This is a genomic window from bacterium (assembly GCA_019695335.1).
In the GTDB taxonomy this organism is placed as follows: Bacteria; CLD3; CLD3; order SB21; family SB21; genus JABWBZ01.
In genome coordinates this window covers 67,534-80,994 of record JAIBAF010000010.1, presented here as the reverse complement: position 1 = coordinate 80,994, position 13,461 = coordinate 67,534, and the positions used below count along the sequence as shown (strand labels likewise).

The window sequence follows — 13,461 nt, the reverse complement described above, 5'->3', positions numbered from 1 at the left end:
ACGATTTTGCCCATTTACCGGTGACAGCCGTTCAACAACAACAGATATTTCTGGTTGATGGTACTTATTTTTGCTGGTATGGCACTCGTACGGCGCGAGCCAGCACTTATATTTCTCAAACTATTTTAAACAAGGTTCATTTATGCGTCTGAAGCAATGGATAGTGATACTGTTTCTGCTGGCGCCCTCAACTTTGCCGGCACAGTATTATTACAATTATTTCGGCACCAATAAAGTCAATTATACAGACTTCAGCTGGAAGATTCTCGAAACGGAACATTTTGAAATTTATTATTATCCTGAGATGCTGGAATTGGCTGAACGTGCGGCCGGTATGGCGGAAGAACAATATCTAGAACTTCAAAACCGGTTCAATCATTCGCTCGTTCATAAAGTGCCCATGATCATATTCAGTTCGCATATTTACTTCCAGCAAACCAATGTCACGCCGTTTGAAATTCCGGAAGGTGTGGGAGGATTTTTTGAATTTTTCAAAGGCCGCGTAGTGCTGCCGAGCGACGGTTCGTCTTCGCATTTTCGCCGTGTATTACGTCACGAACTGGTGCACGTATTTATGGATTCGAAGGTTAACAGGATTATCTCGAATCATCGTAAGTTAAATAACCCCGGCCCGCCGTTGTGGTTTACTGAAGGCTTGGCGGAGCTCTGGTCAGGTGAGCCGGATCATCAGGCGGAAATGGTGATTCGTGATGCGGCGTTCAATAGTACGATTTTACCCGTAGAAGAATTTTATAAGGTACAAGGTACCTATTATATGTACAAGCTGGGTGAAAATTTTCTCCATTTTGTGGAGGAGCGTTACGGCCGTGAGAAGATTCTGCTTATTATGGAAAACATCTGGAAATCCGATACATTTGAAAAAGTAATCGAGATGTCACTCGGTAAAAAATATGCATCCTTGAGCGAAGAATGGATTTATTGGGTCAAGAAAAAATATTTTCCGGCTTTGGAAGATAATGACGTTCCGAGCGCCATTTCATCCGTGATTACCAAAGAAGGTTTCAATTCAAAACCGGCCTATTACGCTCATGACGGAAAAGAAGAAATATTTTATGTTGCCAACCGCGATGGGTATACTAACATTTACCGCCAAGAATTGGGTAGCAGTCATTCGGAAGTAGTGATCGCCGGCGAGCGCTCCAACGATTATGAAACCTTCCATTTCTTCAAAAGCCGGATTGATGTGAACCATCATGGCGAACTGGCTTTTGTAAGCAAAAGCGGTGAGAAAGACGTTTTGTATATTTACGATGTAGCGAAAAAAGAAATAACGCACAAATATATGTATAAAGACCTTGTCGGGATCGCTTCGCCGAGTTGGTCCCCCGACGGGCAGTCGATCGCATTTTCCGGATTAGCCGTCTCCGGTGACGACGATTTGTATACCATCAAAGTCAGCGACGACGATGACGATGGAACAATCCGTAAATTGACCAACGATTTTTATGACGACAAAGATCCTGCGTGGAGTCCGGATGGGAAATTTATCGTATTTAGTTCCGACCGAAATAATTTCGGCGTTAACGGTTCGTACAATCTCTACTTATATGATCTGGAAATGCAGTCGATGTATTGTCTGACAACAGGCGACTATCATGATGAGTCGCCGGCGTGGTCTCCGGACGGACGGTGGCTGGCTTTTTCTTCCAATCGCGTCGGAACATCGACCGATATTTGGGTTTTACCCTTCAAAGACGGTGATCGGACTTTAATTTCTGAATTACGCGAAGGGAAAGATGAGACATTATTGGCAAGAAAATATGCACCAAGGAAATTAACGCATCTGACGACAGCCGTGTTCGATCCTGTCTGGACAAATTCAGGCGATTTGCTCTTTTCGGCTTTTGAACAATTCAGTTTTAAAATTAGGCAAATGCCGGCGGCCGATCAGAAATCTGCTTTGGCCGATAAAGATGAACGTACACTATTTCAAGGCTTGAAATATCCGTGGAGCACACCGAAAGTTCCCGTGACCCAGGCGAACACACGTCCCTATATTAAGAAATACGGATTAGATTTTGTTCAAGGCGCATTTCAGGCCGATCCGGTATTTGGCAGCGGAGGTGGAGCACAGATCGGTATTACGGATATGCTCGGCAATGACCAATATTATCTTGTGCTTTACAATACGGCCACTACGTCGAAAGAAATTCTCACTGACTGGAATTTTGTTTTAACTAAAGTCGATCTTGGGCAACGGACCAATTTTGCCTATGGCATTTTCAGGTTTCGCGGCGATTTTTATGAAATTGCCGATGACGGTGAAGTGGACATTGTTAATGAAAACCGCTATGGCGGATTTTTACAGGTGACTTATCCGCTATCGAAATTTGAACGTATTGAGACTAATTTGAATTTCAGTCGTTTCAAACGTGAGCCGCGATTTGCTTTGCTGGGTGTTGACGGCGTTTTGGTCAGCAATTTCACAGGTTATACATTTGATAATTCATTGTGGGGACCCACAGGCCCTTTGGACGGGACGAGGGCAGCGTTCACTCTTGGATATACGACCGACGTGTATCAGTCACAGCAAAATTATTACACTGCGATTTTTGATTATCGGAAGTATTTCCGATTAACCACACGTTCGGCCTATGCCGTTCGCGCATTGGTGGAATGGAACGACGGGCGAAATCCGCAAAATTTCTTACTCGGAGGCAGTTATGATTTACGAGGTTATCCGCGTTGGAATATGCCGGGAACCAGATTTTTTGTCGTGAATAATGAATTGCGTTTCCCGTTCGTCGATGCCGTCAATTTAAGATTACCTTTCGGCGGGCTTGGATTCCGTTCGATCCGAGGCGCTGCATTCCTGGACGTTGGAAGCGCGTGGGGTTCACAGGAAACCGTCGGCAATGAAATCTTGCGTAAACAAAAATTTGACGGATTGATCGGGAGCGTCGGAACAGGTTTTCGTGTTAATTTACTCGGTTTCCTGGTATTGCGATTTGATTTTGGGAAAATGTTTGATGCGCGGGGATATGAATTCGCCGGGATTAAGTTGCCGGGTAATCGTAAACGTTTTATCGATACGCGTCTGGCGGGAAATGAAGGATTTGGAGGACTCAGCGATGATTCAAGAAATACGGATTATCGGCGCTGGTCGCGAGGAATTTTCTTCCAATTCTGGTTCGGGGCGGATTTTTAAACGACAGCTATGAACTGTGATGAAGCATCAGCCACCATCGCTCGTCGGATTTTTGAAATATATTGGTAGCGAACAGTTCGTTATGTAAAATTTCTCCGGAAACTGAACTCATCATTTTTTCCGTGCACGTGACGACTTGCGATTTGACCGTCAACCGTGACATTAAAATCAGTAATGTTAAATTCGATGTACTGTGTGTTTTGAAATATTGCATACCAGCTTTGCATGACCGCTTGCCACCCAACCAGCCGTTCAACCCATCCCGGATGGATGCATTGAATTTCATTTGCATTCAACCAGATATCTTCCATTCTTTCAATTTTGAGGCTCTCAATCGCATCATAAAAATCACGATTGGCTTTACGAATTTCCAATGATTGAGTAGACGTAAATAAATTCATCATCATCTGATTTTGTAATATTCCCATTCGTCAGAATATTGTTCTATAAAAAAATTTTTACATTCAAAAAAATTCCTTTTTCCTATGTAACGCATACTATCGGGATTATTTTTCCACCATAAGGCTGCTTTGGAAGAAAATCTGTCTATGCGTAATGCGATCGGAGGATGACTGTCGAAATAAGGAGCTGAAAAAAGAGGGATGTCGTAAATCTTTTTGAGATTTCTGAGCACTCGGGACGCGGCGCGTGGATCGTACGGTGTATGCATAAGTAAAGTAAATGCGTAATCGTCTGCAGCTTCTTCATTAGATTTGTTAACAGTTTTGGACGTATGTTCTAGTTCTACGTGCCCCATCTCGTGAGCCAAAACAGCGACGAGTTCACTTTCACTATTCAACATCTTTAAAAGCGCTGTAGTTATTAAAATATTATTTCCCTGGTTGGCATAGGCATTAGCGAATTCAGATTCTATCAGCGTTACAGTAAACTGGATACGTTTCGGCGAGATCCGTTCAATATTGCGGGCGAGATCATCAAGATAGAGCGAATATTTCCTGAAATCCGTTTCTGATATTTTCTGACGGTTGTTTTGATCTTCCGTTATTATCTCAGGAAGAAATGTATGACGAGTATAGATAATACGGTTTGGGCTGTTTTCCAAATGATTCAAAGGGAATACACAAAGTAGTAATAAACTAATTCGAAATAACGAGTTCATGTAAAAAAACGGTATTATGAAAATAATTGTAATGCATTTTCGCTGACAATCTTTAATTTCGTTTCATCCCTCAAGGTAAGCGATAAAAATTCATCAGCATTTTGTCTAATATTCTCTACTAGTGGTCCTGGCCAATCTGTTCCGAAGAGCACTTTTTCGGCGATTTCCTCCAATCGAGGAAAATAATCAGAGATCAGTTTTTTAGGAGGAATCGACGAAATGTCCATCCAAATGTTTTTATGGCGGCGTAAAAGATAAAATGCTGTTTCCATCCACAAAGGACGTCCACCATGGGCCATGATAATTTTTAAATTGGGAAAATCCACCGCAACGTCGTCAAGATAAATAGGATCGCCGTATTTGATCCGAGCGCCTGAGAAAAATGAAGTGCCGGTGTGAAACATGACCGGAACGCTCCACTCTTCGCATCGTTTGTAAATAATTTCAAGCGCTTTCATGCCGTTCAAATAATCGTTCGGATAATACAATTGATGAGGCGGATGCACTTTGATAGCGCGAATGCCGAGATCGTGAATGAGACGGTGAATATCGGCGTCGGCATCCTTGGTAAAACGCGGATGAACGGAACCAAAAGCAATAAAACGGTCAGGGGCATATTTCTGGTATTCGGCTGAAAAGTCGTTGGAGCTGTCGTCAAATCCCATCAGATCGGGACTGACATAATTAATCAATCCGACCTTATCAATGTCCGAGCGATCCATCAATTCAATCAAGCGCGCCGGATCTTTCATCAAAGCCATAAGTGCGTCAAAATTTTCTTTGCCTTTGGCCATACGTTCCAGAATGGCAGGCTTTAATTGCCACCAAGGCTGGATGTGAATATGAATATCGATAATTTTGATACGGTTCATGATTTCATTATTAATGGATGAGGGATAATTTTTAATGGTTAATGGATGATTTGTTTTTATTTATTGATGCGGTTTTCCTCGTTGAAACAAAAATAGCTGTTAATTCGCTCGCTTCTTTTCGCAAAGAGTCACATAGATCTTTCTTAAGTAAATTTTCGTCAATGATCAGTTCAATCCAAAATAAAGACTCGTCAATTTCTTCAACAACGATGCTTAATTTAGCAATAAATGCGGCTTTGGTCTGTGCCAGGGATGCAGCTCTGTAATTTGCTGCGACCGAAGTCGATGCGCGAATCAACTGTCCTTTCAAATGATTGCCAAGATAAGAATTGGGCAAGGCTAAAGCTAGCGCAATGCAACGATGAGCAAATTTTTTTGTTCGTAATTTTAATTCATCACGGTTCATACGTCATCCATTCCCCATTAACCATCGTCCATTTTCCAACTAAGCCTGAAAACCAAAAGGATTTTTGGGTTCACTGGCTTCTTCGATCTTACCAAACGTTTCTTCATAATGCTTCATATTTTGCACAAGTGCAGCAATCACGCGTTTAACATGGCCGGGACTCATGATGACACGGGCATTGACGACGCCGTTCGGAGGAGTGACGAGCATGAAATCGAGAATGAATTCTTCTTTGGAATGGGCCACAACCATATTGTTGGCGTAGACGCCGCTTTGTTTGTCGGGAGGAAAGTTAATTTGAATTTCCTGGATTTTTTTTTCATCAGCCATGAATCCGTATCCTTATATTTAATTGTTTATGGAAATAAATGATAATTTTATTCAATACAATAATTCAAATATTCATCGGGTTCAATACGTCGCCGAATGAGTTTGGTATGTCCGTCTTGCACCATTACTTCGGCCGGAATGGCGTGACTAAGAAAAAAAGGCATCGATTCGGAATATCCGTAAGCTCCGGCATTGAAAAAAGCAATCGTATCGCCGATTTCAGCTTTTGGCAGCATCACATCGCTAGCCATGCAATCAAGAGTCGTACATAAAGGCCCCTCAACGCGATACGAATATTCCGCCTTTTGATCTAATTTATTGGCGATAAAAACCGGATGATTTTGATGGATGAGTGCTGGTCGCAAGAAATGATGAATGCCAGCATCGGTAATAATAAAATGTTGGCCGCGGGATTCTTTTACGTCGGTCACGGTTGCCAGTAAAACGCCGGATTCGCCTGAAAGGTAGCGTCCGGGTTCGAGGATCCATCGTGCTGAAACTAATTCAGGTGTTTGACAATATTGCGAATGTAAATCCGACAATGCTTTTCCCAAAGCATTGACATCCAATTCCGATTCGTTTAGCGCGTAAGGAATGCCAAGACCGCCGCCAATGTCGATGTATTGCAAATTAATTCCGGTTTCGTTGACAACGTGTTTGGCCATGCGCAGGATATTTTCCGTATTGCGTGAAAGTTCACGATAATCCAAAACCTGTGACGCATTGAAAATATGAAATCCAATAAATTCGACGTACGGATTTTTGCGATGGCGGCGAATGACATCAACAACTTTATTTTCATCGATGCCAAATTTTTTGGCTTCCGTGCCGCCAATAATGTTGATAGTTTCTTTAATGGCAAAATCGGTATTAACACGAATTCCGATTTTAATTTTTTTGTTTAATCGTTGTGCGATCGATTCAATGCGAACAATTTCGTTGTCCGATTCACAGTTAAACGCCATAACACCTATGTTCATGGCGAATTCGATTTCGCGTTCGGTTTTGCCTGGACCGGTAAAAATAATTTTTTGTGGAGCAATATGGAGCCGTTGCATAGCCAGTAACTCTCCGTACGATGCTACATCGCATCCTGCGCCAGATTCGGCAAACGTTCGGATAACGCTGAGATTGGGATTACTTTTGACAGCGTAGAAAATATCAATGTGCGCGGGCATGGCACTGCGCAATTTCCGGTATTTTGTTTTTAGAATTCCGGCGTCGTAAACGTAGAGAGGGGAACTGAATTGTCTGATCAACTCGGCGTAGTCCATACTGCCGATTTTTAATCGGGGAGATTGTATATCAAAATATTCGAGGGCCATTATTTTTCCGGCGCCTCACAAATTTTTTTCAGATTGGATAAACTGTTTTCGTTGATTTTTCCCGATCCATAACGCGCCGCCAAAGCTTTCGCGCCGGCAAAGAAGCCATCGTATTGGAATTTTTCACGAATCGTGACGCGAGTTTGTTTCGCGGCGGTTGATTCGATCAGGATCTCCGGTTGAATACCATCGACCGGACCGCCAATCACTTTATATACGATTTTTGACGGTTCGGCTGAGATCAGTTTTAATTTCATGTTTAAAATTTCGGCATCTTTGGCGCCGGTGACGAGACTGTCGACATTGACACCGGGAATGTTCGGCACTTGCGATCCCAGTTGTTTTCCAATTTCAGCCAATCCTTCATTATTAGCTAATTGATCGATCATGCCCACCACATGCCACACGTTTAAATTGCGCGCGTAAGTGTAGACTTTGGATGAGGGTGCGGCAATGTCGACGGACGTTTCGTGTAAATAATCTTTAGGCATAACCAAGGAAAGAACAACGACCACGCATGCGGCGAGAAAAGCGAGTATGAATAACCATTTCAATAGTTTAAACATAATGCCTCCGTAATCGGCAGGTTCATTTTTTGAATGCAAAAAAATAGACGGAACGTAGCAGAAAAACAAGGTTTTTTCGGTACTTGCGCTACAGGCAATTAATATGTAATTTATTGCCGCGTGGAAACTGTTTGCTATCTTTGAACCCATCGCCGGAAGCGATCTAACTTTCCGGCAAAAGAAAGCGATTATGAATCCAATCGTTTCCACCAAAACCCCAAATACCTTTATGACTCCATCCGAAACTGCGGTTGAGAAGGAACTCGAAACGAAAGAACCGAGTGTACTCACTCCAAAAGTTTTCGACAGACCTGAACATTTTATCAACCGCGAACTCAGCTGGCTTGAATTTAACCGGCGTGTTCTCGAAGAAGCACAGGATCCGAATGTGCCGCTGCTCGAACGTTTAAAGTTCCTTTCCATTTTCAGCAGCAATCTTGATGAATTCTTTATGGTGCGGGTAGCCGGTGTACGACGCCAGATCGACGCCAGTGTGGTGACCAAGGGGCCTGAAGGAATGTTGCCGCGTGAAGTCATGGAAACCATGTCGAAGAAAATTCATGAATTGACAGCCGTTCAGCATGATTATTTTTTTGACACATTGCTGCCGCAATTAAACAAAGAAGGTGTATTTATTCTCAAGCCCGATCAATTGACGGATGAGCAATTGATTTTTGCGCACGAGTATTATAAACAATCGGTTGAATCCATTCTGACGCCGCTGGCTATCGATCCCAGTCATCCATTTCCGCACCTGGCTAATCGGACGATTTCATTGGTTGCCGAAGTGAAGCCGTCCGCGCCGAGCAAATTGCCTAAAACCAACCTTGCGATCATTCCTGTCAGTTTCGCCGTGATTCCGCGATTCGTACGGCTTCCATCGCCGGAGGGAACGTATCATTTTATTCTGCTCGAGGATTTGATCCGCTTATATCTCGGCGAACTTTTCAAAGGCTACGATGTTGTCAATTGTTACACCATTCGTGTGACGAGGGATTCAGATTTGCAATACGATGAAGATCCGTCGGAAGATTTGATTAAAGCGATTGCCGAATCGTTGCGCAATCGTCGTAAAGGTGCGGCCATCCGTTTGCAATACGATCAAGGATTCAGTGAGTCGATTCTGAAGATACTGATTCAGGAACTCGATCTGGAGGCCGAGGATTTGTATGCTACGCGAGGATTTGTGGCGTTTTCAGACTTGATGCAATTATACAATGATTTGGATATCGGGAATTTAAAGGATACTCCATTTCCGCCGCAACGCGTGAAAGAGTTTGAAACCGGAACGGATATGTTCAGCGTGATCCGTAACGGAGATATTTTAATTCATCATCCCTACCAGAGTTTCGATTATGTTACAAGATTTTTAAGAGAAGCGGCGGAAGACCCGCAAGTGTTGGCCATCAAGATGACCTTGTATCGTATCGCGGCTAATTCACCGATCGCAATGGCGTTGCAACTGGCGGCTGAGCGGGGAAAACAGGTAGCAGTACTGGTAGAGTTGAAAGCACGTTTCGATGAGGAAGCAAATATTCAATGGGCACAAAAGCTGGAAGATGCCGGGGCACACGTTATCTATGGTATGGCCGGATTGAAAACGCACTGCAAAGTTTGCCTGATTGTCCGCCAGGAAAAAAATAAAATCCGGCGATATTGCCATCTTGGTACCGGAAATTACAACGACCGGACGTCGCAAATTTACGGCGACCTCGGGCTTTTTACTTGTCATCCGAGGTTCGGCGATGATTTGACCAATTTATTTAATGTTTTGACCGGGTATTCCGTACCGTCGAAATTTCATCGCATTAAAATGGCACCGACGGAATTACGCGAAACCTTTATCAGTAAAATCCGCCGCGAAGTCAGCAATGCCAAAGAAGGCAAGCCGGCTCAGATCATTGCTAAAATGAATGCGCTGGTGGATAAACAAATTATTCTTGAATTGTATCGTGCCAGCCAGTCCGGCGTGACGATTAAATTAATTATTCGCGGAATCTGCTGTTTACGTCCGGGCGTCAAAGGTGTGAGCGAGAATATCGAGGCGGTCAGCATCATTGATCGCTTTCTTGAACATGCGCGGATTTTTTATTTTCAAAATATTGATCAGCCGGAATATTTCCTCGCAAGTTCAGACTGGATGCCTCGAAATCTCGATCAAAGAATCGAAGTGATGTTTCCGATCAAAGAACCGAAATATCAACAGATGTTGTGGAGTATTTTGCAGGCGCAATGGACGGATAACCTGAAAGCCCGGCGGTTTCAGCAAGACGGCACAACGGCTCGCGTTAAAAACGAAAAGAAAAAGATTCGTTCACAGGTTTTATTATATGATATGGCCGTGAAAGAAGCGCTGACATAGTTTCAGGACTCGTCTTTTTTGATCCAACCTATCGTAGCCATTTGCTGATCAAAATTGGTCAATAATTCGTTCGCTGCATCTTCAGAGAGAATGTGTTGAGTTTGCGCATTGAGAATGACACTGCGTTGAAGCATGAGCATTTGATAATAGGTTGCCTGCAAATGAGCATCGGCCAGTGTAGGGTTTTTAACCTGAAGACGGGCAATGCTTTGTTCGGAATTTTCGACGACAAATTCATATTGTTCCCGCAAACTATCGTAGACTGTGGAGTGAATCAGTCCTCTTTCGTAATCGTTTTTCAAGGATGCTAAAACAGCTTTGGCAGAAATGATCATACCCTGACGCTTGTCAAATTCGATCTGGTCCTGTGACAATGTCTGGAGTCTGAATAGCCGTAAAATGGGACGCAACGTTGTGCCTTGTACTATCAAGGAGAAAAATACTACACCAAATGTCAATACCGTCAGAAAATCTTTGTACACCAACGTGTCGGGCAAACTGACGACGAGAGCCATCGACAACGAACCCTTTAAATTGCCCAATGCAAGGACGTGCTGCCATTTGAGAGGAACATTGTCTTCGTGTATGATAATTTTTTTCAGATTCAGCCAATTGACTAAATTCGAATAAGGATAAATAAAGATAATGCGGCCGACATTGACGGCTATCAACGCGATTAAAATCGGCAAAAGATTGGACCACAGCATTGCAAAATTTAATTGCAATCCTATGAATAAAAATAAAATCGAATTGAGCGCGAATGCGCTGAAACTCCAAAAAGACGAGAGCGCAATTTGGGTAGTGGCTGAAATCGTCATACGACGGCTCAAGTCGCCGATCATCAACGATGTAACAACTACTGTCACAATCGAGGATACATTGATTTTTTCGGCTAATAAAAAAACCCCGTAAATAACAATCACGGTTATCATGATTTCGAGCAGAGGATCTTTTACGCGTTTCATCAGATAGCCTGCCGCATAACCGCTCGCGGCTCCGAGAATAAACCCACCGGTATATGACGCTGCCAGACTGAATGAAAACGACACATAATCGATACCGATCAAATCATATTGCTCTGCCAGAATCAACGCCAGGATAAGTTTGAACATGATAATAGCGACGCCGTCATTGAACAAGCTCTCGCCTTCAACTAACGTGGCGAGTTTTGACGGTACTTTTAATTCCTTGAAAACGGAGAGGATTGAAATAGTGTCGGTCGGAACGATGAGCGCTGCAAATAAAAATGAAGACATCCACGGTACATCGATTAAAAAATGTGCGATAGCGCCAACAATTAAAATCGATACGATCGTACCCGGAATGGCGAATGCAAAAATTAATTTCCAATGCTGTTTCAAGTTCGTCATGTTTGCGTTAAATGACGAATCGAACAACAAAGCCGGGAGAAAAATGTAGATAATCAGGGAAGGGTCAATCGTGAAAGAGGGGACGATTTGCGAATAGCCTAAAACGAATCCTGCAACGACGAGTCCGATACTGTACGGCAATTTAATACGACGTACCGCCAGTGAGACGACAATCGCGATAAAAAGTAGTAATAAATATGAAACAAGTGCGTCGTGTGTTTGCATCTCATAAGTATAAATAATTAACGTTCAACTGCAAGCACGAATGCTGTTGTGAGCTTAAGGATGTCTTTGTTGGCTTTTTTCAAACGGTCGCTGATAATTCGGGCCAAATTTCTGAAAATAATGTAGCCGATTTCATAATCGGAATCGACTAATTTGGCAAAATCCGCGCGCCGGATAATCGCGAGCCGGCATTCAGCTACGGTCGTAACTGTCGCCGAACGCTCGCTGTTTTCTTCAAACAAAGCCATTTCGCCGAAGCAGGCATAAAATTTAGAACTAAGGCGAATCAACGATTTGTCTTTTCCTGCCGTGTCTTCATCAAATTTGAGCATCATTTGTTTTGAAATTTCCACATCGCCCGACAAAAGTAAAAACATTTCCTCACCGCGATCGCCGTCTTTAATGATGGTGCTTTTGGCGGCATAATCCACTTCGTTCATGATCGATTTCAATTTTTCCAATTTGGCGTCGGTTAATCCGGCGAATAGAGGAAATTTTTTGAGAAACTCGATTTCAAGCATAGATACTGTCCGTTTTTAAAATTTATCCATGATCACAAGGGCGACATCGTCTTTTTGTATGACGCGGTCTTTCGGAGGATTGATAGTGATAGCCATGCGTTCTTCTTCGGCAAATTTTTTACCCGATTCTTGAAGTTTTTGCCGGATAAAACGATCTAAGTATGAATCGTCGTCAGACAGGAGATCCGTCAAGCCCATTTTTTGGGACTCATGAGCAAGGCCAAAAAGAATGGCGTCGTGTTTATCTTTAAAGAATTCGGTTAATTGCCAGAATGTTTTGCCAACTAGATCATCCGGAATCGGCAGGCGGATAATTTCATTGCCGTAACTCAACGAGAGTAATTCATCGACGACACGCGGAACACCGGGATTGGTCACATGCATGGCGAGCAGGAATCCGCTGTATTTATCACTGACAACCACATCGTCGGCTTTGGCCCGGCGGAGGTGCGATGCATTGTCAGGATTGATAATGTGTGCGTACAGCCGGACCTTCGAGTTCATGTTTTTGACAGTTAGCGCTGTGATAATAGTTTTCTCATCCGCTTTGTTGGCGGTCAGCTCGTTGGAATCGGCGACAATAATGACACATTCTGCTTGACGTACATTGGCTTTGTCGAGAATATCGTCTTTTGAAAAATCGCCCGCAACAAAACTGATTTCCGAGTCTTTGTGGCGCGTAACAATTTCACCGATCGGGGAAGGATCGCATGAATTAACTAAAACAATCGATGGAAAATCGAGTTCTGTTTCCAATGTGCGGATGATTTCTTCCACATTAAAATTCCATCCGCAGATGACAATGTGTTTTTTGAGTTTTACTTTTTCCAAGCCTTGTCCCTTTCGAATTCTGCTTTCGATAAATGCTGAAGAAATGGTTGCTGTCAATGTAGAAATAACTCCGATCCCGGTCATCATCACGGCGATGGCTGTCAAACGTCCGCCGATGCTTACAGGATATGCGTCGCCATAACCCACGGTCGTAATAGTCACAAAAGCCCACCAAAATCCGTCAAAGACATGCTTGTAGAATCCCATCGGAGAATTATTCTCAAAGAAAACGACCAATAATCCACCGATGGTGACAACGGCTAGGATTCCGATTTGTATACGAACAATGGAGTTATTAAGAAATAAGGTCAACGCGCGGCGTAATCGCCGGAAACTGCGTTGTCGTTTGATCGGTTTAGGCATG

Annotated in this window: 12 protein-coding genes; 2 read left to right on the top strand and 10 right to left on the bottom strand. The window is 43.2% G+C overall.

Features of this window, described 5'->3' with window-relative positions; genetic code table 11:
* Positions 1 to 142 precede the first annotated feature (142 nt).
* A complete protein-coding gene (locus K1X84_04260; GenBank protein ID MBX7150827.1) occupies positions 143 to 3,169 on the top strand; it encodes a BamA/TamA family outer membrane protein in 3,027 nt (1,008 codons plus the stop codon).
* An 80-nt stretch (positions 3,170 to 3,249) separates the two neighbouring features.
* On the opposite strand, the gene K1X84_04255 is transcribed toward K1X84_04260, so the two are convergent.
* From K1X84_04255 to K1X84_04225, 7 genes are all read right to left on the bottom strand, one after another.
* Positions 3,250 to 3,570: a nuclear transport factor 2 family protein gene (locus K1X84_04255; protein ID MBX7150826.1), complete on the bottom strand. Its 321-nt coding sequence runs from the start codon at positions 3,568 to 3,570 to the stop codon at positions 3,250 to 3,252.
* 2 nt (positions 3,571 to 3,572) lie between these two features.
* Complete coding sequence (locus K1X84_04250; GenBank protein ID MBX7150825.1) at positions 3,573 to 4,241, bottom strand: M48 family metallopeptidase; 669 nt, start codon at positions 4,239 to 4,241, stop codon at positions 3,573 to 3,575.
* Between the two features lie 62 nt (positions 4,242 to 4,303).
* The gene (locus K1X84_04245; GenBank protein MBX7150824.1) at positions 4,304 to 5,161 is read right to left on the bottom strand and encodes an amidohydrolase family protein; all 858 of its coding nucleotides are present in this window, start codon (positions 5,159 to 5,161) and stop codon (positions 4,304 to 4,306) included.
* A gap of 31 nt (positions 5,162 to 5,192) precedes the next feature.
* Positions 5,193 to 5,567, bottom strand: coding sequence for a four helix bundle protein (locus tag K1X84_04240; protein ID MBX7150823.1), 375 nt, complete (start codon positions 5,565 to 5,567; stop codon positions 5,193 to 5,195).
* Positions 5,568 to 5,606: 39 nt separating this feature from the next.
* Positions 5,607 to 5,897, bottom strand: coding sequence for a DUF3467 domain-containing protein (locus tag K1X84_04235; protein ID MBX7150822.1), 291 nt, complete (start codon positions 5,895 to 5,897; stop codon positions 5,607 to 5,609).
* Positions 5,898 to 5,944: 47 nt separating this feature from the next.
* Positions 5,945 to 7,222, bottom strand: coding sequence for a diaminopimelate decarboxylase (gene lysA, locus K1X84_04230; protein MBX7150821.1), 1,278 nt, complete (start codon positions 7,220 to 7,222; stop codon positions 5,945 to 5,947).
* Complete coding sequence (locus tag K1X84_04225; protein ID MBX7150820.1) at positions 7,222 to 7,788, bottom strand: hypothetical protein; 567 nt, start codon at positions 7,786 to 7,788, stop codon at positions 7,222 to 7,224. The genes lysA and K1X84_04225 overlap by 1 nt, the downstream gene beginning before the upstream one ends.
* Positions 7,789 to 7,978: 190 nt before the next feature.
* On the opposite strand from K1X84_04225, the gene ppk1 reads away from it, so the two are divergent.
* On the top strand, positions 7,979 to 10,150 hold the full coding sequence (gene ppk1 / locus K1X84_04220; protein ID MBX7150819.1) for a polyphosphate kinase 1: 2,172 nt from the start codon (positions 7,979 to 7,981) through the stop codon (positions 10,148 to 10,150).
* A 2-nt stretch (positions 10,151 to 10,152) separates the two neighbouring features.
* Here ppk1 and K1X84_04215 read toward each other — a convergent pair whose 3' ends face one another.
* The 3 genes from K1X84_04215 to K1X84_04205 are packed head-to-tail and all read right to left on the bottom strand — an operon-like array spanning position 10,153 to position 13,460.
* Positions 10,153 to 11,745: a sodium:proton antiporter gene (locus K1X84_04215; GenBank protein MBX7150818.1), complete on the bottom strand. Its 1,593-nt coding sequence runs from the start codon at positions 11,743 to 11,745 to the stop codon at positions 10,153 to 10,155.
* 17 nt (positions 11,746 to 11,762) lie between these two features.
* A complete protein-coding gene (locus K1X84_04210) occupies positions 11,763 to 12,266 on the bottom strand; it encodes a cyclic nucleotide-binding domain-containing protein (protein MBX7150817.1) in 504 nt (167 codons plus the stop codon).
* A 15-nt stretch (positions 12,267 to 12,281) separates the two neighbouring features.
* Entirely contained in the window at positions 12,282 to 13,460 is a 1,179-nt protein-coding gene (locus tag K1X84_04205; protein MBX7150816.1) for an NAD-binding protein, read from the bottom strand.
* Position 13,461: the final 1 nt, after the last annotated feature.

Bases quoted from the DNA above. Each gene is read 5' to 3' on its own strand.
- K1X84_04260 (MBX7150827.1), top strand. From the start codon at position 143: ATGCGTCTGAAGCAATGGATAGTGATACTGTTTCTGCTGGCGCCCTCA.
- K1X84_04210 (MBX7150817.1), bottom strand. From the start codon at position 12,266: ATGCTTGAAATCGAGTTTCTCAAAAAATTTCCTCTATTCGCCGGATTA.
- K1X84_04245 (MBX7150824.1), bottom strand. From the start codon at position 5,161: ATGAACCGTATCAAAATTATCGATATTCATATTCACATCCAGCCTTGG.
- lysA (MBX7150821.1), bottom strand. From the start codon at position 7,222: ATGGCCCTCGAATATTTTGATATACAATCTCCCCGATTAAAAATCGGC.
- K1X84_04235 (MBX7150822.1), bottom strand. From the start codon at position 5,897: ATGGCTGATGAAAAAAAAATCCAGGAAATTCAAATTAACTTTCCTCCC.
- K1X84_04225 (MBX7150820.1), bottom strand. From the start codon at position 7,788: ATGTTTAAACTATTGAAATGGTTATTCATACTCGCTTTTCTCGCCGCA.
- K1X84_04240 (MBX7150823.1), bottom strand. From the start codon at position 5,567: ATGAACCGTGATGAATTAAAATTACGAACAAAAAAATTTGCTCATCGT.
- ppk1 (MBX7150819.1), top strand. From the start codon at position 7,979: ATGAATCCAATCGTTTCCACCAAAACCCCAAATACCTTTATGACTCCA.
- K1X84_04215 (MBX7150818.1), bottom strand. From the start codon at position 11,745: ATGCAAACACACGACGCACTTGTTTCATATTTATTACTACTTTTTATC.
- K1X84_04205 (MBX7150816.1), bottom strand. From the start codon at position 13,460: ATGCCTAAACCGATCAAACGACAACGCAGTTTCCGGCGATTACGCCGC.
- K1X84_04255 (MBX7150826.1), bottom strand. From the start codon at position 3,570: ATGAATTTATTTACGTCTACTCAATCATTGGAAATTCGTAAAGCCAAT.